Below are 21,259 nucleotides of genomic sequence, written 5' to 3'. Positions count from 1 at the left end.
AAGGGCACCATTTCATATTGCCTAATTCCTGAGCAGGCCACACAGTCGCGATGACGTCGAACGCCGACGCACTCACCATCGGAGGGTATAGCGCGCCGAACCGGGTTCTGCTCGCACCTATGTCGGGCGTGACCGATCTGCCGTTTCGCCGCCTCGCCCAACGCCTTGGCGCCGGTCTCGTCGTGTCGGAGATGGTGGCCAGCGAGGAGCTGGTCCGCCAGCGCGCCGACGTCCTGCGCCGTGCCGAAGGCAGCGAGCTGACTCCGTTGGTCATTCAACTCGTCGGCCGCGAAGCGCGCTGGATGGAAGAGGGTGCGCGCATCGTCGAGGGGCTGGGCGCCGATATCATCGACATCAATATGGGCTGTCCAGCGCGCGAGGTCACCGGCAAGCTGTCGGGCAGTGCGCTCATGCGCGATCTCGACTTGGCGCTATCGCTGATCGAGGCGGTCGTGCGCGCCGTGCGCGTGCCGGTCACGCTCAAGATGCGCCTCGGCTGGGATGAGAGGAGCCGCAACGCGGCCGAGCTGGCACGCCGCGCCGAGAGCGCCGGCGTCAAGATGATCACCGTGCACGGCCGCACGCGCTGCCAGTTCTTCAAGGGCCGCGCCGATTGGAGCGCGGTGCGGGAGGTGAGTAACGCCGTCTCCGTGCCGGTCATCGTCAACGGCGACATCGCCTCGGGGCAGGATGCGGCCGATGCGCTCGCGGCCTCCGGTGCCGCCGGAGTGATGATCGGCCGCGGGGCTTATGGCGCGCCATGGCTGCCCGGCCGCATCGCCAGCTTTCTGGCGCATGGCACGCCGCCTGCGACGCCGTCGCTGCGTGAGCAGGCGCGCATCGCCATCGAGCACGTCGAGGCCATGCTGGTCCACTACGGGGCGCAGCTCGGCTTGCGCAATGCGCGCAAGCACATCGGCTGGTACCTGGAGAAGAGCGGTCGCGCCGCCGATACCGTCAGGGCGTGGCGCCGCCAGTTGTGCACCGAGACCAATCCGGCGCGCGTGCTGCACGGTCTTTCCGCGTTTTACGAGCACGCGCAGGAGGCGGCGGCATGAGCAAGACCGCCACCGCAACCCGCGCGCCGGCGGCTATCCGTCGACCGGTCGAGCATGACCTGCTGCTCACGGCACTGCCGCACCCCATCATTGTGCTCGCCGAGGACAATCGCATCGTCTACGCCAACTCGGCGGCCGAGGCCTTTCTCTCGAGCGGAATCGCGCTCCTGAAGCGCGCCAAGCTCGACGAGATCGTCGCCTTCGGCTGTCCGCTGCTGGCGCTGGTCGATCAGGTGCGCTCATCGGGCGCCACGGTGAACGAGTATGGCGTCGAGGTCGCCGGGCCGAAGTTTCAAAGTCCGAAGCTCGTTGACGTGTATGGCGGCCCGATGCCGGATCACCCCGAGCTCGTCGTCCTCATGCTGCAGCAGCGGAACATGGCGCAGATGATCGAGCGTCAGCTCACCCATCGCGCCGCGGCCCGCTCGGTATCGGGCCTCGCCGCCGTGCTCGCCCACGAGATCAAGAACCCGCTGTCGGGCATTCGCGGTGCCGCCCAGCTCCTCGAGCAGGGCCTGACCGACGCCGACCGGTCGCTGACGCAGCTCATCTGCTCGGAGACCGACCGCATCCGCAATCTCGTCGATCGCATGGAGGTGTTCGGCGACGAGCGCCCGCTCGTCAAGGAGCCGGTCAACATCCACGACGTGCTCGATCACGTGCGGCGGCTATGCGAATCCGGCTTTGGGCGCGGCATCCGCTTCATCGAGGACTATGACCCTTCGCTGCCGCCGGTGCACGGCAATCGCGACAAGCTGGTGCAGGCCATCCTCAACCTGGTGAAGAATGCCGTCGAGGCCATCGGCGAGAACAAGGCCCAGGGTCGCGTCGTCATCCAGACCTCGTTCCGTCCCGGCGTACGCCTATCCGTGCAAGGCTCCGACGCGCGCATCAGCCTGCCGCTGATGATCCAGATCGAAGACAACGGCTCGGGTGTTCCCGAGCACCTGAAAGAGCATCTGTTCGATCCATTCGTCACCACCAAGCCGTACGGCACCGGGCTCGGGCTCGCGCTCGTTGCCAAGATAATCAACGACCACGGGGGGATCATCGAGCTCGACAGCGAGCCCAATCGCACCGTCTTCCGCGTCCTGCTCCCGATGCAGGATCGCCCATCCGCCCCGAACTCCCGCTCGAGCCCGAGGTAGGCCATGGCCCGTGGCACCGTACTTATTGCCGACGATGACACCGCAATCCGCACGGTGCTGAACCAGGCGCTCGCCCGCGCCGGCTACGCACCGCGCGCCACCGGAAACGCAACCACGCTGTGGCGATGGGTCAGCCAGGGCGAGGGCGACGTCGTGCTCACCGACGTGGTGATGCCGGACGAGAACGCCTTCGACCTCATCCCGCGCATCAAGAAGATCCGCCCCGATCTGCCGATCATCGTCATGAGCGCCCAGAACACGCTGATGACGGCACTGACAGCGGCGGAGAAAGGGGCTTACGAATATCTGCCCAAGCCCTTCGACCTCAACGAAGTGGTTGCCGTCGTCGGCCGCGCGTTGACGCAACCGGGGCGCCGGCTGCAGCGGCCCGCCCAGGAGATGGAGAGCGAGGAGCTCCCTCTCATCGGCCGCTCGCCGGCGATGCAGGAAATCTACCGCGTTCTCGCTCGCCTGACGCAGACCGATCTCACGGTCATGATCAACGGCGAGAGCGGCACCGGCAAGGAGCTGGTGGCGCGCGTGCTGCACGATTATGGCCGTCGTCGTCAGGGCCCGTTCGTGCCGATCAACATGGCGGCGATCCCGCGCGAGTTGGTCGAGAGCGAGCTGTTCGGTCACGAGAAGGGCGCCTTTACCGGTGCGCAGACGCGCACGCAGGGCCGTTTCGAGCAGGCCGAGGGCGGCACGCTGTTCCTCGATGAGATCGGCGATATGCCACTCGATGCGCAGACGCGGCTTTTGCGCGTGCTGCAGGAAGGCGAGTACACGACCGTCGGCGGCCGCACGCCGATCAAGACCAACGTGCGCATCATCGCTGCCACGCACCGCGATTTGAAATCGCAGATTGCCCAAGGCCTGTTCCGCGAGGACCTCTACTATCGCCTCAACGTCGTGCCGATCCGCATCCCACCGTTGCGCGAGCGCCTGGAGGACGTTGGCGACCTGGTGCGCCACTTCCTGCGCCAGGCGGCGCGCGAAGGTCTCGGCCAGAAGTCTATCGAGGCGGCCGCCATCGATCGCCTCAAGGCGCACCCGTGGCCGGGCAACATCCGCGAATTGGAGAATTTCGTTCGCCGTCTCGCCGCGCTCTACACACAGGACACTCTGACCAGCCAGATTATCGAGCAAGAACTGGCCGAAGCGCTTCCCGAGAAGGCGAGCGACATCGGCAATAGCGACTCGAAGGATCTCAGCGAGCAGGTCGAACGCTACCTCGCCGGCTACTTTTCAGGCTTCGGCAAGGAGCTGCCTCCGCCCGGCCTCTACGATCGCATCATCCGCCAGGTCGAGCTTCCACTGCTGACAGCGGCGCTGGCGGCAACGCGAGGCAATCAGATCCGTGCCGCTGAGCTGTTGGGGTTGAACCGCAACACATTGCGCTCGCGCATCCGCGCCCTGGATATCCGCGTCTTCCGCACGCCGCAGGCCTAGTCAGCGGCCTTGTCCCCTTGAGATTCCAAGCCAATATTCGAGGCGGCTTGCGCCTGGGCGCGCCTGGCGTTACCAATTGGCCACGTCGCGAAAATGTCACAGTCTGTTGTTTTGCTGTGATTTGACCGCCTGACGCTCGTCAGTGGCCACCATGAAACCGGCCTCCCCCGGCCACCATCGAAAGTGTGCTGATGCCGGCCGTGCAAGTTGCACCGCAGCGAGGCCATAGCCTGGACGAGGGCCCGTCGGCCCTCAATCCGGGTGATCGGGCCTTTTGGATCGGCCTGTGCCTGGTGCTGCTGTCGCTCGTCTCGGCGTTCGCGACCTATCTGATCCTCACCGATCTGACACCCATTCGGCCCCGCAACGAGGTGGTGCTGGTGGTGCTGTCGATCAACGTGCTGCTCATCCTGTCGATGATCGCCTTGCTGGCGTGGCAGATCGTCGGCCTGGCCCACGCCTGGAAGCAGCGCACGCCGGGCGCCCGCCTGCACATTCGCATCGTGGCGTTGTTCTCGGTCATCGCCGCCCTGCCGACGCTGCTGCTGGCGATCGGCGCCACGGTCACCTTCTCCCGCTCGCTCGACGGCTGGTTCGCCACCAGCACGCGCGCCATCGTCGCCAGCTCCAGCGACGTGGCCAATGCCTATCTCGACGAGCACGGCCAGGTGATCCGCACCGACCTCGTCAACATGGCGCGCGACCTCGACATGGCCGCCGCCTCGATCGCCGGCGACCCGGCCAAGCTGCAGCGCCTCGTCATGGTGCAGGCAGGACTGCGCGATCTGCCGGCGGCCTACATCATCAACGGCGAAGGTCAGCCCGTGATCGAGACCAGCGCCGACAGCCGGCTGCCGTACGTCTCGCCGCCTCCCGCCGCCCTAGCCCAGGCGGCGTCCGGGCAGGTCGCGCTGCTGATGCCGAGCGCGCGCAGCTACCGCGTCGGGGCGCTGACCAAGCTCGAGCGATATCCCGGCAACTACCTCTACGTGATGCGTGGCGTCAGCCCGCAGGTCATCGAACACCTGAAGCTGACGGCGCAGAACGTCGACCAGTTCAATCGTCTGCGTAAGGCGCGCGGCGGCCTCAAGGTCGCGCACGGCCTCATGTATCTGATGATCTCGATGACGGCGTTGCTCGCCGCCATTTGGATCGGCCTGTGGTTCGCGGGGCGTTTCGTGGCGCCCATCCGGCGATTGATCGGGGCGGCGCAGGAGGTGTCGACCGGCAACCTCAATATCGAGCTCCCCGAGAAGCGCGGCGAGGGCGATCTGCGGCGCCTGTCCCAGACCTTCAACACCATGACCCGCGAGCTGAGAAACCAGCACGACGCCCTCGTTACGGCCAATGAGCAGCTCATGGAGCGGCGCCACTTCATGGAGGCGGTGCTATCGGGCGTCTCGGCCGGCGTCATCGGCCTCGACAGCCAGGACCGCATCACCCTCGTCAGCCGCGCCGCCGGGAGCCTGCTTGGCCTGACCGAGGGCGACCTCGTCGGCAAGAAGCTGCGCGATGCCATCCCCGCCTTCGGCGCCGTCGTCGACAAGCAGGACGAGCACGCGCTCAAGCAGCGCTCGCAGGAGGAGGTCACATTCTACGTCGGCGGCGAGGAGCGCACGTTCGCCGTGATGGTGACGCGCGAGCGTGCCAGCGAAGGCGATGTCGGCTCGGTGGTCACGTTCGACGACGTTACCGATCTTGTCGTTGCCCAGCGCACTGCCGCCTGGGCGGACGTTGCGCGGCGCATCGCGCACGAGATCAAGAATCCGCTGACGCCGATCCAACTCTCGGCCGAGCGGCTGCGCCGTAAGTACGCCAAGAGCATCACCAATGACCGCGAGACGTTCGACCGGCTGACGACCACGATCGAGCGCCAAGTCACCGACTTGAAGACGATGGTCGACGAGTTCGCCGAGTTCGCACGCATGCCGAAGCCAGAGATGGCGCCGCACGATCTGCGCCATGCGGTGCAGGAGCCGGTGGTTCTCTTTCGCGAGGGGCACCCGGAGATCGAGTACGACCTGCGCCTGCCGGAGAAACCGCTGCTCATGTCCATCGATCGGCGCCTGATCACTCGTGCCATCACCAACTTGGTCAAGAACGCCAGCGAGGCGGTGGAGACGGCGCGCGAGGCGGCGCTGAAGGAGGACAAGAACTGGAAGGGGCGCATCGAGACCATCGTCACGCCGCTCCCCGACCGGGTGATGATCGAGGTCATCGACAACGGCATCGGCCTGCCGAAGCAGAACCGCGCGCGCCTGCTCGAGCCATACGTCACCACCAAAGGGCACAAGGGTACCGGCCTCGGTCTCGCCATGGTGCAGAAAATCACCGAGCAGCACGGGGGCACCCTGGCACTGGAGGATGCCCCGCCGGCCCCCGGACGTACGCACGGCGCCCTGGTGCGCATCACCCTGCCGCTCGTGCACGGGCACGGGCCGGCACGCCCCATCACACCGCATTCGCCAACCGAACAAGCCGCGGCCCACTAGGCCTGACGCTATCGACAAGGAGTTGTGAGAGATGGCTGACATCCTGATCGTCGACGACGAGGCCGACATTCGCGACCTCGTGGCTGGCATTCTCGAGGACGAGGGACACAACGCACGCCTGGCGCGCGATAGCGACGAGGCATTGAAGGCCATCGAAGAGCGGCGCCCGCACCTCGTGGTGCTAGACATCTGGCTGCAGGGCAGCCGACTCGATGGGCTGGAGGTACTGTCCTACATCAAGCGCACCTACCCCGACCTACCGGTGGTCATTATATCCGGCCACGGCAACATCGAGACCGCCGTTACCGCCATCAAGCGCGGCGCCTACGACTACATCGAGAAGCCGTTCAAGGCCGACCGCCTGATCCTCGTCACGCTCCGCGCGCTCGAGGCCTCGCAACTAAAGCGCGAGGTGAGGGAGCTGCGCGAACGATCGACCTTCAGCGCTGAGATGGTTGGCAAGTCGCCGGCCATCAACCAGCTGCGCAACGCCATCGACCGCGTCGCACCGACCAACAGCCGTATCCTGATCCGCGGCGCCTCCGGCTCAGGCAAGGAGCTGGCCGCGCGCGTCATCCATATGAAGTCGGCGCGCGCCGAAGGGCCATTCGTCGTCCTCAACGCGGCAGCCATGGCGCCCGACCGCGTCGAGGAAGAGCTGTTCGGCACCGAGGACCGCACCGGTGGCGGCCCGCGCAAGGTGGGCGCGCTGGAGGAGGCGCATGGCGGCACTCTTTACATCGACGAGGTCGCCGACATGCCCGTCGAGACGCAGGGCAAAGTGCTGCGCGTGCTCGTCGAGCAGAAGTTCCTGCGCCTCGGCGGCAGCCAGAAGGTGGCAGTCGACGTGCGGATCATCTCCTCGACCAGCCGCGACCTCGAGCGCGAGATCGCCGAGGGCCGCTTCCGCGAGGATCTCTATCACCGCCTCAACGTCGTGCCGCTGCGCGTGCCGAGCCTCGCCGAGCGACGCGAGGACATCCCCGACCTGATCCAATACTTCGTCGGCCAGCTCTCGAACGCCTCGGGCCTCGCGCCGCGGCGCATCGGCGAGGACGCTATCGCCGTGCTGCAGGCGCACGACTGGCCGGGCAACGTGCGCGAGTTGCGCAACAATATCGAGCGGCTGATGATCCTCGCCGGCGGCGATCCTTCGACGGTGATCACGGCCGAGATGCTGCCCGAGGAGATCGGCTCCAACGTGCCGCTGCCGGTCAATGGCGGCGCCGAGCATCTGATGTCGCTGCCCTTGCGCGAGGCGCGCGAAATCTTCGAGCGCGAGTACCTCTTGGCGCAGATCAACCGCTTCGGTGGCAACATCTCGCGCACGGCCGAGTTCGTCGGCATGGAGAGGTCGGCCCTGCACCGCAAGCTGCGGGCGCTCGGGGTCTCGTCCGAGCACCGCGGCATGGAAGTGCGCCAAGCCTAGTTCTTGAATCAGTACCGGCGGGGATCTCTTGAGCCGCATCGTCTACGTCAACGGCCGCTACGTGCCGTACGCACAAGCCGCCGTTCACGTCGAGGACCGCGGCTTCCAGTTCGCCGACGCCATCTACGAGGTGTGCGAAGTCCGCGGCGGACAGCTCATCGACGAGGCGCGTCACATGGCGCGGCTTGCCCGCTCGCTCGGCGAGCTCGAGATCGCACTGCCAATGAGCGGGCCTGCGCTCGCCCACGTCATGCGCCAGGTAATCCGCCGCAATCGCGTGCGTGACGGACTCGTCTACCTGCAGGTGACGCGCGGCGCCGCGCCGCGCGAGTTCTATTTTCCTGGGCCCGACGTGTCGCCGACGGTCGTCTGCCTGGCGCGCCCGGTATCGACAGCGCGGCTGGCGGCCGCTGCGCTCAACGGCATCGCGGTCAAGTCGATGCCCGACATCCGCTGGCAGCGCTGCGACATCAAGACGGTGATGCTGCTGCCCGCGTGCCTCGCCAAGGAGGCCGCCCGCAAGGATGGCGCGCGCGAAGCCTGGTTCGTCGACGCTGACGGCTGCGTCACCGAGGGTGCCTCCAGCAACGCCTGGATCGTCGATCACGACGGTTCTGTCATCACGCGGCAATTGGGCACCGATATTCTTCCGGGGGTGACACGCGCGACGCTGCGCGATGTGCTCGGCGAGGAGAGGATGCCCCTGATCGAACGCCCCTTTCGGCTGACCGAGGCCTACGCTGCCCGGGAGGCCTTCATCACCTCCGCGACGCAGACGGTGATGCCCGTCGTCCGCATCGACGGACGTCAGATCGGCGACGGCAGACCGGGTCCGGTGACCCAGCGCCTGCGCTTGAAATTTCACCAGATTGCCGCCATTTCGAGCGCCTGAAGCCGCTTCATTTTGATGACGGAGTTGGTATACCTTTTAGTGTGCAGTGCGACATAATGTTATTATATTACAGTCACTGCGTGTCGCTCACCGAAGTGACTAAACTACCCCATGCAGACCTAGAACAGGCGGATAAAAAAAATGGGCGCAGATCGAGTCCAGAACCTTCAGGACACGTTCCTGAACCACGTGCGCAAGAACAAGACGCCCCTGACCATCTTTCTGATCAATGGCGTCAAGCTCCAGGGGATCGTGAGCTGGTTCGACAACTTTTGTGTGCTGTTGCGGCGGGACGGTCATTCGCAGCTCGTGTATAAGCATGCGATCTCGACCATCATGCCCGGCCAGCCGGTCCACCTCATGGAGACCGAAACGACCGAGGCCTAAGCTCGGACGGCAGTTATCGACGAACGCGTTGACATAGCGGAGCAGCTTGGAGGCGAAGAAGGGCGGCGGGCAAATGGTGCGCGCGCGCTCGTGCTCGTTCCCGACCTGAAGCGGGCGCCACGCGCCGGCTTCGAACAGGTAACCGGCGCCACCCGGGCAGCTCCCCTGCATTCCCCGCATGACCGCCTGCAGGAGGCCGTCGGCCTCGCCGAGGCGATCGATCTCCATGTCATAGAGAGCCTGCTCGTGCCGGTCGCCAACCCGCGCCCGGCCACCCTGTTCGGCACCGGCAAGGTGGAAAGCCTCAAGGCGCTGATTGCCGCGCACGACATCGCGCTCGTCATCATCGACCACCCGGTCTCCCCTATTCAGCAGCGCAACCTGGAGCGGGCCTGGAACGCGAAGGTGCTGGACCGCACCGGCTTGATCCTGGAGATCTTCGGCCGCCGCGCGCGCACCAAGGAAGGGCGCCTGCAGGTCGAGCTGGCGCATCTCTCGTATCAGAAGGGCCGGCTCGTACGCACATGGACCCACTTGGAGCGCCAGCGCGGCGGCTACGGCTTTCTCGGTGGCCCCGGCGAAGCGCAGATCGAGCTCGACCGGCGCATGATCGACGAGCGCATCATGGCTATCCGCAAGGAGCTCGAGGTCGTGGTGCGCACGCGCGAGCTGCACCGCAAGGGGCGCCGCCGCGTGCCGTACCCGGTCGTGGCCATCGTCGGCTACACCAACGCCGGCAAGTCGACGCTGTTCAACCGTATTACCGGCGCCGAGGTGTTCGCCAAGCACCAACTGTTCGCCACGCTCGATCCGACCATGCGCGAGGTGCGCTTGAAGAGCGGCCGCCGCATCATCCTGTCGGATACGGTCGGCTTCATCTCTGACCTGCCGACCATGCTGGTCGCGGCCTTCCGCGCCACGCTGGAGGAGGTGATCGAGGCCGACCTCATCCTGCACGTGCGCGACATCTCGCAGCCGGAGACCGACAGCCAGGCGCGCGACGTCGAAGCGGTGCTGACCGATCTCGGCATCGACACCCTCGCTGCCGACGCGCCAATCCTCGAGGTGTGGAACAAGATCGACCTGCTCTCCCCGGTGACGCGCGAGCAAGCGATGAGCGCCGCCCGCTGGTCGGAGCGCCCGCCGGCGCTTGTCTCGGCGGTGACAGGGGAGGGGATCGACGCCCTGCTCGGCGACATCGACCGTCGCCTCGGCCGCGGCGATGCCATTCTCGAGCTGGTCATCCCGGTGCACGAGGGTCGGCTTCTCAACTGGCTGTACGAGGAGGCCGAGGTGCTCGCGCGCGAGGCACTCGATAATGGCGAGGTACGCGCGCGTGTGCGCGTCGCGGCCGAGAAGAAGGAGCGGCTGCTGGCGCAGGCCCGCCGGGCTGGCGCTGCTTTGACACCCGTTTGAGCGTTCGGGTGATGCACGTTCACGGCGACTGCCCCTACCTGGCGCTCGCCCCGGCACCCAATCTTAAGGGTTGAAACTCCTAATCGAGGGAGCCGGTGCTCGAGCCAGCATGACGCCATGGCCGCAACGAACAATGCCGACCGCAAATCGCTTGAGAGCGCCGAGCCGGCAGCGCGCGCGGCGCCGCGATCTGCGGACCCGGGGCGGGTCGTGCGGCAGTTCCGGCAGATTCTCCTTTGGCCGCTGCAGCTGATCCCGCGGGACACCGGGGCCGGCGACCAGGATGCGCTTGCCGCCCTCATGTGCGGCACCGATTCCCATTGGGCGGAGACCGAGGAGGCAATTCCGCTCGATCCGGGCGCACTTCAGGAGCACGCCTATCGCGAATACGTGTCCTTCCTTCCGCACGTGCAGCGCTTTCTCTATGGAGGCGCGCTCGCGCGGGGTGGACCCATTCGCGTCTTCGCCCGCCACGACATCGCCGCGACGCGGATCACGCCGACGAGCGGGGAGGCCCCGTTAGCGTTCAACGTAGCGCGCGTCGAGCTGCACTTCTTCCAGGACGTCGATGTGGCCATCCTCGCCGTCGAGATCGAGGGCCGCGATCTGGCGCTGGAGGACGTGCAGGAGGTCATGTACCGCTTCGGCCGTTCCTACCCGGCGGGATGGACCGATCACGGCGAAGCTTGGCACTGCCCGGAGCGGGTCGAATGGCTCGATGGTAAGGGCCGCGTTCTGGCAACCTCCGACTACGAGCAGCGCGACAAATTCCTGTCATCGGTCTGCCGCCGACAGGTTCCGACCATCGCCTCGCATTGGAAGTACCTACTGGCGCCGCTCAGCCGCGAGGGCGAGGCGCCGCTCACGTACGGACTGGTGGAGCACAATTGGATCCCGTTGATGGCCTATCTCGCCATGGGGGATCCGCACAGCCTTACGGCGCACGATCATGCGCGTCTCGGGCTGGTATTGCCGCCCGGCGACCCGGCATCCGCCCCCTACGCGGCGGCCTTTCTGGGCGATTTCAACCAACGTTACTGCTACGACCGCTTTCACGATCCACGGCGCGGCGACGACTGGATCGATACCCGCATGATGTGCTGCGGGCACGCGTTTGTGATGGTCGCAGACGCGCGCCAGGAGGTGGTCACCGATGCCGAGCGCGGGCTGCTCGCCCAGTTTCGCAATACCTTCTTTCTCCTAGGTTTGATCGCGCATCTGCATCGCGCCGCACTGCTCGTGCTCTCCGATCGCCTGGCACGCATCATCGGACGGCTCGACACCCGACGCCCGCAGAGCGTTGAGAATTTTCACGCCGATATTCGCCAGGCGCTGGAGATCTTCCTGCGCTTCTCGCATCGCTACTGGTTCTACGAGGTGAGCAATCAGGCGGTTGCCCGCGATCTGTTTCGCCTGTGGTCGGACCACCTGGCCACGACGCGTCTTTACAACGACGTGCGCGAGGAGCTGCGCGACATGAGCGAGTACCTCGACAGCGACCTGCTGCGCCGCTCGTCGGCGACGATCGTACGGCTCACCGTCGTTGCCATTCTCAGCCTCATCGGTACGGCGACGACGGGCTTCCTCGGCATGAACCTGCTCGACGAGGCGGATGCTCCACTGGCCATCAAGGTCGGCTATTTCGGCGTTGTTGCCGTCCTGACAACCATGCTCACCGTATATACGGTCATCAAGGCCAATAGACTTGCCGAGTTCCTCGATGCGCTGGCCGACACGCGCCTTTACTGGCGCCGCAAGCTGCAGGCGTTTTTCGCCATCTGGGAAAAGCGCTAGCGACAATCGCACCTAATGCCGCAAGGACTGTGAAAGCATGGCGGCCAAAAGCCGCCCCGCGGGAGGCTACTCACACGTCAACCTAAGGTGCGGCCGCGCAATCTGCGGCGCGACAACACCTCAGGAGGCGACCATGTCCTTACTGCACGGCGATCCCGAATTGGCCCGAGCTCTGGCCTGCGTTCGCTCCGTTGCGCGGCGCGATTTCCTGTTTGCCGGAGCAGCGGTTGCGGCGGGCGCCGTCATTCCGACCGGCGCGCTGGCCGAGACGGCGGCGCAGGCGGCAAAGCCGGCTGGGGAGGTTACCGATGAGGATCGCCAATACATGGCGATGGCGCTGGACAGGATGCGCGAAGCGGGCGTGGTCAACAAGACCGGCGGACCGTTCGGCGCCGTCCTAGTGCTCGACGGCAAGGTGCTCGCCGTCGCCGGCAACAGCGTGATGCGCGACAGCGATCCTTCGGCGCATGCGGAGGTGAATGTTCTGCGCGAGGCGTGCCGCAAGGTCGGCAGTCCGCACGTCGACGGCGCGGTGCTCTATTCGAGCTGCGAGCCGTGCCCGATGTGCTACTCGGTCGCCTACTGGGCGCGCGTCGGCAAGATCTTCTATGGCGCCTCCTATGCCGACTACGGCGACCTGTTCGACGACAGCAACATCGCCAAGGACCTCAACCTCCCCTACGGCCAGCGCCATATAGCGGTGCAGCAGATCATGCGCCCCGAAGCGCAGAAGGTATGGGAGGAGTTCCGCCAGCTGCCTGACGGCGCCCGCTACTAACGGCAAGCCAGAGACAGGCGCGCAGTCCATTCAAGGCGGCGCCGTTGCGGTGGCCGCGCGCATCGTCCTGTCACGCCATCTCAATTCCGGCCCGAACAAATGGCCAAATGGCCTCAAGTGTTTGATTCGGCAGAGAACCGCGAGGGGGCCAGGAATGAGGAAGCTGCTGCAGCAACTCGAAGATATGCACATCCGAATTGCCGAAACGGCGACGCATGAGGAGGCGCTCGTCAAGGCGCTGGGGGAGGCGCTCAGCCGCCTCGACGAGCAGCTTCTGCAAGACGTGCAGAGCATTGCCAGCGAGCACGAGGCGCGGCGCACTGCCATCCTCGGCGAGCTGCAGGGACTCGCGTCGAGCATCGGCATGTTCCAGGTGTCGCGTCCGGCGCTCGCCGCGGACGAAGCGACCACGTACCTTCCGACCGCCGGCGACTGGCGCGAGGCGGCCAGCAACATCCACGACGACCTCGAAGCTCCCATGAGCGTGAGCGCCGCACCACGCGCACTGTTCCCGCACGAGCAGCGGCCCGCACATGCGGCCGTCCCGCTCAGCCTTACGGAGAGGCGGCGGCGCGTGAGCAGCGGCTGAACCCTGCGTGAGTGCCACATCGATCGGAGTGGGTAGCTGACGTGCGTCAGCCGCCTCGACACCATGTCGCGCCGCGTCCCGCGATAGATTGTTGACTAAATGAGTAATGTTTAGATACTACAGAATGCGGCCTGCGGGTCGCGGGGAATAGCGGGATTCCAGACAAGCCAGCCTAAGGCGAGCGCCACCATACGCTTCGTCCCAGCGAGCCAACCTGCCAGTAGCGTTGCGTAGGCGTTGGGGGGACGATGAGTGGGTGTGCGTTCGCGCGCGGTTGCGCGTGCGTGTTGGTGTGCGCCTTGATGATGGGGGCGAAAGGCGCTGCGGCGCAGACCGCGACCGAAACGCAGGGCAGAGAACAGGCTCCCGTGCAGACGCCGGCTGAAACGCCCGCAGATCCGCCGAAGGATGCCGCGCCCGTTCAGCAGAAGGCGGCAAAGCCAAGCGCGGCACTCCCCGACATGATCGTCGAGGCCTCGCCCAAGCCCGCAAAGAAGAAGACCAAGGCAGTTGCCAAACCCAAGGCGGGCGCGGTGGTCGTCGCCGATCCGAGCGCGCAAGCCGAACAGCCCGATCCGGTCACCCTCGGGCAGTCTCTGTCCGACACCGGAACGACGGTTCTCTCAGGTGACAACGCGCGGGCGCGCACCCTCGGCGGCGGGGACGCCAACACCTTCGTGCGCAACCTGCCGAACGTCCAGTATCAGAACGACACCAATGAGGACGCCGGTATGTCCGGGCAGAAGGAGCTCGACACGCGTCCGATGCAGTTCACCATCATGGGCGGCAAGACGTATGAGAACAACATCATCCTCAACGGCGTGAGCATCAATACCAACACCGGTCCCATCGACAACTCCAACAACATGTTCACGGACAACCAGCAGACGGTGATCACCGACAATATTTACGGTCTGCATCCGCAAACGGTCTATGTGCCGATCGAGTTCGTGGGTCAGGCGACGATCATCGACAGTAACGCTTCGGCAAAGTACGGCGAGTTTCTCGGCGGCGCGGTCATCTACGATCTCGCCCAGCCGCCGACGGACCGTTACCACGCCTCAGTCAGCTATTCGCGGCACACCGACGAGATGGTGCACTACATCATCGGCACAAAAACCGGAACCAATCCCAACGGCGTCAAGCACCCGGAGTTCACGAAGAGCAATCTTGCCGTGTCCGTCGGCGCACCTATCACCAACGATTGGTCGTTCATCGCGCAGGCGAGCCGCAAGACGGTCGAGACGAGCAAGCAGAAGATCTACGAGCTCTACAACAAGCCGCTGGAGGAGGATTCCGACAACATCTTCTTCCGCTTCGCCACGGCGGTGAAAACCGATATCGGCCGTTTCGTGTTCGACTCCTCGCTGACCAAGTATCACCAGCTCTGGGAGAACGCGTACTGGCGCGATGCCGAGGTCGACATCGAAAGCCACGGCTGGACCAACCAGATCGAGCATCGCGCCAAGCTCGATCAGATCGTCGCGCCGGGGATCGGGCTTGGCGGCGTCAATATCATGACGCGGGGCTACTTCAACGACGGCAACACCTACAACGACGCCAACGGCAACGTCTCTTATAGCTACATTTCCATGCGGCGTAGAAGATCGGGCAACGTGTGGTCGACGACGTTCGAAACAGACGACTTCAAGGACTGGTGCCGCGAGGTTCCGACGTCGACGCTCGGCACCACGGCCGTCCAGAACAATACCAGTTGCAGAGACGGCAGCACGGGCGACATAGAGCAGGGACAAACCGATATAGGCCTGCAGCACGAGATGACCGGCCGGCTGTTGTGGGGCACGTTCCTTCTCGGCGGCGAAGCCCGTTCGATCGAGGGGCGGCGCGCCCGACCCGAGGAGTATATCTCGTATTCCTCGTGGGTCACGGCAACGGGCAACACGAGTCCGAATAGTCCAGCCAGTGGGAGCTTCAACTGCCCTCCAGGCGATGAGCTCTGCACCAGCGAGTACTACAACCGAATCAAGACGATCACGCCCGCCTTCGAGACGTCGGCGACGGTGGATTCGATCCACCTCTTCTCGGAGATCGACCAGACATTGGATTGGTTCAATTTCAGGACCGGCGTTCGCTTCGACTATGATGATTATCAGAAGAACCCGAACCTATCGCCCCGCGTTGCCGCCACCGTCACGCCATTCAACGGGCTGAGCTTCACCGCCGGCTACAACCGCTACTATCAGGGTGAGGCGCTCTACTACGCCGTGCGAGACGGCCAGCCTCGGTCACAGGCTTGGACGAGAACGCACGTGGGCAGTGACGTCCCAGCGGACTACACGATGAATGCCCCTGTCACGAACTGGAAGATGACGGCGAACGGCCTCGATACACCCTACAAGGACGAGTACACGGCCACGGCGCGCATTCTCGATCCGCTGGCAGGTGGACAGTTCCGAGTCCGCTACGCGGAGCGGCACGGCAAGGACGAATATTCCTCCGACGAGTGCGGCAGCAGCCTGTGCAATGTGCTGACCAACAACGGTTCGAGCTACTATGAATCGGTGACGGCCGAGTACTCGAAGTACTGGCACAACCTGAAGAACCCGCTGCTGTCGTCGCTCGGCATCAGCGCCAACATCACCTGGGCCGACCAGGAGAAGAATACCGGAACGTACTATTACGACGCCGATCTGTCCGACGAGGTCCACATCGAATACAAGGGACAGTACTATACGGCCGATACGTTCAAGATGATCACCGGCAACCTCGACATCCCGGTGCGCGTCGGCGCCACCCTGACCACGTCCTGGTTCAACGACGCGTTGTTCGTAGATTTCAACGCGGGTTACAACTTCGCCTACGAGGGCGTCTACGACACGGACGAGGAGGTGCCGGGTCCCATCCCCGGCGTCGACTATCACGTCTACGACGACAGGACGTTCTCGCCGACGCTGATGGTCGATCTGCACGCCCAATACAACGTGAGCGAGATGGCGGCCATCGAGCTGGAAGTGAACAACCTGCTCGACACGGCCGGGAACAGCGTGGCCACAAACACCAACCCGTGGGTGCGCGGCCGCAGCTTCTGGCTCGGAACCAAGCTGAGGATGTGAAGACCGCGTGAGCGCAGCGAGACTACGCGCGGCTTGGTTCAAGCTCGGGGGCCTAGCAAGCCGACGCAGCAGGCCTGTGGTGACGCTTGCCCTGATTGTCGGCGTTTTCACTTTGGCGTCGTTCGTCGGTGCGAACCGTCGACCGCTTTCGGAGGTTCCGAGCCCGGGCGAGCTGGCTGAGCTGCGCAAGCTCTACACCGGCGCGCCCGCCACCTGGGCGCGGCCGCGCCTGCGGCCGGGCGCCAAGTTCACCGAGATGGCGCCGCTGCGATTGCATCCTCGGCCACAGGGCAACGACCTCGACCGCGCGCGCCTCGGCGGCGAGTTGTTCAACGATCCGCGCCTCTCGGCCTCCGGCCATTTCGCTTGCCAGAGCTGCCACAACCGCCGCCTCGGCTGGGGCGACGGCCTGCCGGTTTCGTTCGGCCACGGCCGCGCCGAAGGCAAGCGCAACGCACCCTCGCTGTTCACCGCCGGTTATCAATCCGCGTTGTTCTGGGATGGACGCGCGCCGACCCTCGAGCAACAGGCGCTGGGCCCGCTGACCGACGGCCGCGAGATGGCCAATGGCGAGCTGACGGGTGTTGCCGACCGCATCAACGCCATCGAGAACTATCGTCAGCGGTTCGCCGCGCTCACCGGTCGCGATACGATCGAGCTGCAAGACATCACAGCTGCGCTCGCCGCCTTTGAGCGCACGCTGGAACGCGCAACGCGCTTCGACCGCTTCGCCGCCGGCGATCGGAAGGCCCTCACCGACGAGGAGGTTTGGGGCCTGCACCTCTTTCGCACCAAGGCCGGGTGCGCCAACTGTCACAACGGCCCGCTCTTCAGCGACGGCGGCGCCCACAACATCGGTCTCAGCTACTTCGGCCGCGCGCTCGAGGACCTGGGCCGCTATGGAGTGACCGGCAAGCCAGAGGATGCGGGCCGCTTTCGCACGCCCTCGCTGCGCCACCTGTCCGAAACGCAGCCCTATATGCACAATGGCGTTTTCCCCACCCTGCCGGGCGTCGTGCGCTTCTACGAGGGTGGCGGGGGAAGAGTGCGCGACGACCGAAAGGACGCACAGCGGCCGGCGCTTTTTGAAGCCGCGCGCAGGAAGTCATCGTTGCTGCAGCCGTTCACGCTGATGCCGGCTGAGCGTGCGGCGCTCGTCGCTTTCCTGCGCACCCTATAGCTGCTTTCAGCGATCGACCGGCGGGGAGTAGTTCCCCTCGTTGCGCGACTCCCGCACGAGCCCCTTGGGTCCATTCGACGGCAGGGCGAGCGCCTCGGCGCGCACGTCGCGTAGCGGAAGCGGGGCGAGGCGCAGCTTGTCGCGTGGCGCCTCGACGATCTGCCCGGGAACCGGCGGGGTGTCCTGCCTGAAGTCGTGCGGTACGTCTTGCGCCAGCGCGGCACTGCCGGACAGCGCAACGAGGGAGACGAACACGAGCTTGAGCATAGCTTTATGCCTCGCAGGACGAGGTTCATCGTCAAACGATAACGCGCATGCTCGAGGATCGGTTCGCCGAGAGATCGTCTGGGCGGCGAGGGTCGCAGCCCTACTCTATCGGCTCGACCAGCCCGCGCACTTTGGTTCCGCTCGGTCCAATGTCCTGCAGCGCCTGCCGGCAGCTCAACTGCTGCGACAGCTTGCAGTCGCTGGGGCTGTCGGCGTGCTGGCAGGTGAGCGTGTCGCGCCAAGCCCCGAGAATCTTGGCCGCCTGGGCGTCGAACTCGGCAAGGTCGGCGCCCTGATAGCGCGCCCGCAGCTCGGCGACCGCCGGCGTTATCCTAAGGCCGCTGCAAACGAGCACGGCACCCGCCGCCTCGCCATAATGCGCGCCGGCATCCTTCGCCGTCAGCGGTTCGGATTCGCCGGGCGCGGTGGAGACGGGGTGCCATGGACTGGCCACGACGGTGGCGAAAACAGCGGTGCCGAGATAGAGAGCCGCAGCACTCTTGGCGATGGGCGAGCGCATATTCTTCCTCGCTTCTTCTTGGCTGCCTCCATTAGAGCCCTGCCAGGTGCCTGAGCGCAATGGCGCTTCAGCGCAGCTGTCTAGCCATGCGCGGGCGTTCCCCCTACATGTACGAGGCGCGCCTCCAACGCCATCCCGGGTCTGATCTAGGAACCCTGATGCTCGATCGACTGCTGAATGTCTTGACCGGCCGCGAGGTCCCGCAGCTTCACGCCGTGCAGGACGGCCTCGACCTCGCCGTGGCGGCGCTGTTGATCGAGGCGGCGCGCATGGACAGCACGTTCGCCGACGCGGAGCGGACGATGATCGAGCGCCTGCTGGCCAAGAGGTTCAGCCTGTCGCACGAGGACGTGCAGACGCTGGTGGCCGGGGCGCACCGCAAGGTCGAGTATTCGGCGCAATACTTTCCCTTCACGAGCAGGATCACCCGCGAGCTGAGCTGCGAGGAGCGCGCCGAGATCATCGAAATGCTGTGGCGGGTCGCCTACGCCGATGGGGTGCTCGATCCGCACGAGGACATGCTGATACGTCAGATCGCCGGTCTCATCCACGTGCCGGATCGCGAACGGGGCCTCGCGCGTCAGCGGGCCCTTTCGGAAGCGAAGTCGCCGGACTAGGGGATAAGCCGCCGCCGCCGATTCGTTCACAGAAAAATCGTGTAGGTCGCGGCCGGGTGCGGTTTGCGTCATCGCCGGATGAGATAAATTCCCACCCACCGGAACAGCGCTGCCGGGAGTCGTCGTCCGCGCAGTTCCCGGGCCGGCGAACTTGTCAGGGAGGGATCCGTGCCCCTGAGGCTTCTGTTGCTCACCGTCTTGCTCGCGGCATCGGCATCGAGCCCGCTCTCGGCCAGGGAGTGCAAGTACCGCGAGCTGCAGAGCATGCTCGGCGAGAAAATGACCATGACGGCGAAGATCGACATGATCGAGCCGGAGGAAGACGACCCCAAAGCCGTGTGGGTTACTCTCGATAATTCGGCGTTCGATCACTGCCTCACCTTCCTCACCGGCGTGCCGAAGCCAGCGCTCGGCAAGTGCAAGGTGGGTCAGCAGATCACCGCGACCGGCAAGGTTTACGAGCGCATGGACGCTTGGTGGGGCCTGCAGAAGGTCACAGGGATCGCATGCAAGTAGGCGCGGCGAGTCGCGCCTTGCATTCGGCACGGCAGCATGCCATATGGCGTGCATCGTCCGAGGCAATCTCGGGCGGCCATCGGCGCTCCAGCCGCGTGAACGGACGCTCTTATCGTCCTCCTGTTGAGCGCCTCTGATCTTCCCTTCCATACGAAAGCCCAGGCCACGCGGGGCTCTCTCGAGTACCGCCGCGTTCGCTCGCGTCCGGCCAGCCTGTGCTGCGCCGTGTCGGCGCGCGTTGGCCCGCACATGAAAGATATGATTTTGACCACCACCACTTCCACGACCACTTTTGGCCAGCTCGGGTTGAACACTGCGCTGCTCAAGGCACTCGACGCCGAGGGCTACGCAACGCCAACCCCCATCCAGGCGCAGTCCATTCCCGGCGTCATGGCCGGGCGCGACCTCATGGGCATCGCGCAGACGGGCACCGGCAAGACGGCAGCCTTCGCGCTGCCCATCCTGCACCGCCTCGCCGCCGACCGCCGGGCAGCGCTGCGGGGCGGCGCGCGCGCCCTCATTCTGTCGCCGACGCGCGAGCTTGCCTCGCAGATCGCCGAGAGCTTCCGCACCTACGGCCGGCACACCGGCCTCACCGTCGCCGTGATGTTCGGTGGCGTGCCGTTCCGCCCGCAGGTCAACGCCATGACCCGCGGCGTCGACATTCTCGTCGCCACCCCCGGACGCCTGATCGATCATCTCGATCAGCGCAGCGTCAACCTGTCCGGTACCGAGATCCTGGTGCTCGACGAAGCCGACCAGATGCTCGATATGGGCTTCATCGCACCCATCCGTAAGATCCTGTCGAAGCTGTCGCAGCGCCGCCAGAGCCTGTTCTTCTCAGCCACGATGCCGCGCGAGATCGGGGCGCTGGCCGCCGAGATGCTGCGCGATCCCTTGCGCGTGCAGGTAACTCCGGTCGCCAAGACCGCCGACCGCGTGCGCCAGAGCGTCATCCACGTCGAGCCGCAGAAGAAGCATTCGCTGCTGGTGGAGCTGTTCGCCGATCCGGCGATGAAGCGCACGCTCGTGTTCACGCGCACCAAGCGCGGCGCCGACAAGGTGGCACGCCACCTGGAAACGGCCGGCATCATGGTGGCGGCGATCCACGGCAACAAGAGCCAGCGTCAGCGCGAGGCGGCGCTTGCCCAGTTCCGCAACGGCCGCATCCGCGGTCTCGTGGCGACCGACATCGCCGCGCGCGGTATCGACATCGACGAGGTGACGCATGTCGTCAACTTCGAGCTGCCGAACATTCCCGAAAGCTACGTGCACCGCATCGGTCGCACCGCGCGCGCCGGTGCCGAGGGTATCGCCATCTCGCTGTGCTCGGGCGAGGAGCGTGCCTTCCTGCGCGACATCGAGCGGGTGACCCGGCAGTCGATCCCGGCTTCCGACCGCACGGGTGATACAACTCTCGCCAGCGTCGGCGGAGGCGGCTCCGAGCGCGGCCATCGTCATGCGCCGAGCGGTCACAAGCCGGGTGGTCACGGCAACGGCGCCCACAAGCATGGTGGTGGGCGCCGTCCCGGATCGGGCGGCAGTGGGAGCGGCTCAGGCAAGTTCCGCCCCCAGCGGGGCGCAGAGGCGCGCGGCGGCAAGCGTCAGCGTTCCGGTGGCGCCGCGTCGGTGCGCTGACGCGGCACACAC

Annotated in this window: 18 protein-coding genes; 16 read left to right on the top strand and 2 right to left on the bottom strand. The window is 65.6% G+C overall.

Going from position 1 to position 21,259, the window contains the following annotated elements; all coding sequences use genetic code 11:
• Positions 1–50: 50 nt before the first annotated feature.
• The 13 genes from dusB (at position 51) to F9K20_RS04790 (ending at position 17,689) form a co-directional block, all read left to right on the top strand.
• Complete coding sequence (gene dusB, locus F9K20_RS04850; protein WP_290997990.1) at positions 51–1,058, top strand: tRNA dihydrouridine synthase DusB; 1,008 nt, start codon at positions 51–53, stop codon at positions 1,056–1,058.
• Positions 1,055–2,206 carry an ATP-binding protein gene (locus F9K20_RS04845; protein WP_290997988.1) on the top strand — a complete coding sequence of 384 codons (1,152 nt, stop codon included), beginning with the start codon at positions 1,055–1,057 and terminating at the stop codon, positions 2,204–2,206. Before dusB ends, F9K20_RS04845 begins: the two co-directional genes overlap by 4 nt.
• 3 nt (positions 2,207–2,209) lie before the next feature.
• Positions 2,210–3,658 carry a nitrogen regulation protein NR(I) gene (ntrC, locus tag F9K20_RS04840; protein WP_290997985.1) on the top strand — a complete coding sequence of 483 codons (1,449 nt, stop codon included), beginning with the start codon at positions 2,210–2,212 and terminating at the stop codon, positions 3,656–3,658.
• A gap of 191 nt (positions 3,659–3,849) precedes the next feature.
• Entirely contained in the window at positions 3,850–6,150 is a 2,301-nt protein-coding gene (locus F9K20_RS04835) for a PAS domain-containing sensor histidine kinase (protein ID WP_290997982.1), read from the top strand.
• Between the two features lie 31 nt (positions 6,151–6,181).
• Positions 6,182–7,579 (top strand): sigma-54 dependent transcriptional regulator, encoded by a 1,398-nt coding sequence (locus F9K20_RS04830; RefSeq protein ID WP_290997979.1) that lies wholly within the window; start codon positions 6,182–6,184, stop codon positions 7,577–7,579.
• A 28-nt stretch (positions 7,580–7,607) separates the two neighbouring features.
• Positions 7,608–8,471 (top strand): D-amino-acid transaminase, encoded by an 864-nt coding sequence (locus tag F9K20_RS04825; RefSeq protein WP_290997976.1) that lies wholly within the window; start codon positions 7,608–7,610, stop codon positions 8,469–8,471.
• A gap of 141 nt (positions 8,472–8,612) precedes the next feature.
• Positions 8,613–8,858, top strand: coding sequence for an RNA chaperone Hfq (gene hfq / locus F9K20_RS04820; protein WP_072377609.1), 246 nt, complete (start codon positions 8,613–8,615; stop codon positions 8,856–8,858).
• 105 nt (positions 8,859–8,963) lie between these two features.
• Positions 8,964–10,274, top strand: a complete 1,311-nt coding sequence (gene hflX / locus F9K20_RS04815; RefSeq protein ID WP_290998462.1) for a GTPase HflX — start codon at positions 8,964–8,966, stop codon at positions 10,272–10,274.
• A 117-nt stretch (positions 10,275–10,391) separates the two neighbouring features.
• Complete coding sequence (locus F9K20_RS04810; RefSeq protein WP_290997970.1) at positions 10,392–12,068, top strand: hypothetical protein; 1,677 nt, start codon at positions 10,392–10,394, stop codon at positions 12,066–12,068.
• Positions 12,069–12,201: 133 nt separating this feature from the next.
• Positions 12,202–12,846, top strand: a complete 645-nt coding sequence (locus tag F9K20_RS04805; RefSeq protein WP_290997968.1) for a nucleoside deaminase — start codon at positions 12,202–12,204, stop codon at positions 12,844–12,846.
• Between the two features lie 154 nt (positions 12,847–13,000).
• On the top strand, positions 13,001–13,435 hold the full coding sequence (locus F9K20_RS04800) for a hypothetical protein (protein WP_290997966.1): 435 nt from the start codon (positions 13,001–13,003) through the stop codon (positions 13,433–13,435).
• A 302-nt stretch (positions 13,436–13,737) separates the two neighbouring features.
• The gene (locus F9K20_RS04795; protein ID WP_290997964.1) at positions 13,738–16,509 is read left to right on the top strand and encodes a TonB-dependent receptor; all 2,772 of its coding nucleotides are present in this window, start codon (positions 13,738–13,740) and stop codon (positions 16,507–16,509) included.
• 79 nt (positions 16,510–16,588) lie between these two features.
• A complete protein-coding gene (locus F9K20_RS04790) occupies positions 16,589–17,689 on the top strand; it encodes a cytochrome c peroxidase (protein ID WP_290997961.1) in 1,101 nt (366 codons plus the stop codon).
• Positions 17,690–17,695: 6 nt separating this feature from the next.
• On the opposite strand, the gene F9K20_RS04785 is transcribed toward F9K20_RS04790, so the two are convergent.
• Together F9K20_RS04785 and F9K20_RS04780 are read right to left on the bottom strand one after the other, a co-directional pair.
• Complete coding sequence (locus F9K20_RS04785; protein WP_290997958.1) at positions 17,696–17,956, bottom strand: hypothetical protein; 261 nt, start codon at positions 17,954–17,956, stop codon at positions 17,696–17,698.
• A 100-nt stretch (positions 17,957–18,056) separates the two neighbouring features.
• The gene (locus tag F9K20_RS04780; protein WP_290997955.1) at positions 18,057–18,476 is read right to left on the bottom strand and encodes a hypothetical protein; all 420 of its coding nucleotides are present in this window, start codon (positions 18,474–18,476) and stop codon (positions 18,057–18,059) included.
• Between the two features lie 158 nt (positions 18,477–18,634).
• On the opposite strand from F9K20_RS04780, the gene F9K20_RS04775 reads away from it, so the two are divergent.
• The 3 genes from F9K20_RS04775 (at position 18,635) to F9K20_RS04765 (ending at position 21,247) form a co-directional block, all read left to right on the top strand.
• Complete coding sequence (locus tag F9K20_RS04775; RefSeq protein WP_290997952.1) at positions 18,635–19,093, top strand: TerB family tellurite resistance protein; 459 nt, start codon at positions 18,635–18,637, stop codon at positions 19,091–19,093.
• Between the two features lie 168 nt (positions 19,094–19,261).
• Entirely contained in the window at positions 19,262–19,609 is a 348-nt protein-coding gene (locus tag F9K20_RS04770) for a hypothetical protein (protein WP_290997948.1), read from the top strand.
• Between the two features lie 264 nt (positions 19,610–19,873).
• Positions 19,874–21,247 carry a DEAD/DEAH box helicase gene (locus tag F9K20_RS04765; RefSeq protein WP_290997945.1) on the top strand — a complete coding sequence of 458 codons (1,374 nt, stop codon included), beginning with the start codon at positions 19,874–19,876 and terminating at the stop codon, positions 21,245–21,247.
• Positions 21,248–21,259 lie beyond the last annotated feature (12 nt).

It is taken from the genome of Hyphomicrobium sp. (assembly GCF_009026145.1).
Classification (GTDB): Bacteria; Pseudomonadota; Alphaproteobacteria; order Rhizobiales; family Hyphomicrobiaceae; genus Hyphomicrobium_A.
Note: the sequence above shows the minus strand (reverse complement) of the source record. Positions and strands in the feature narration are given on the sequence as shown.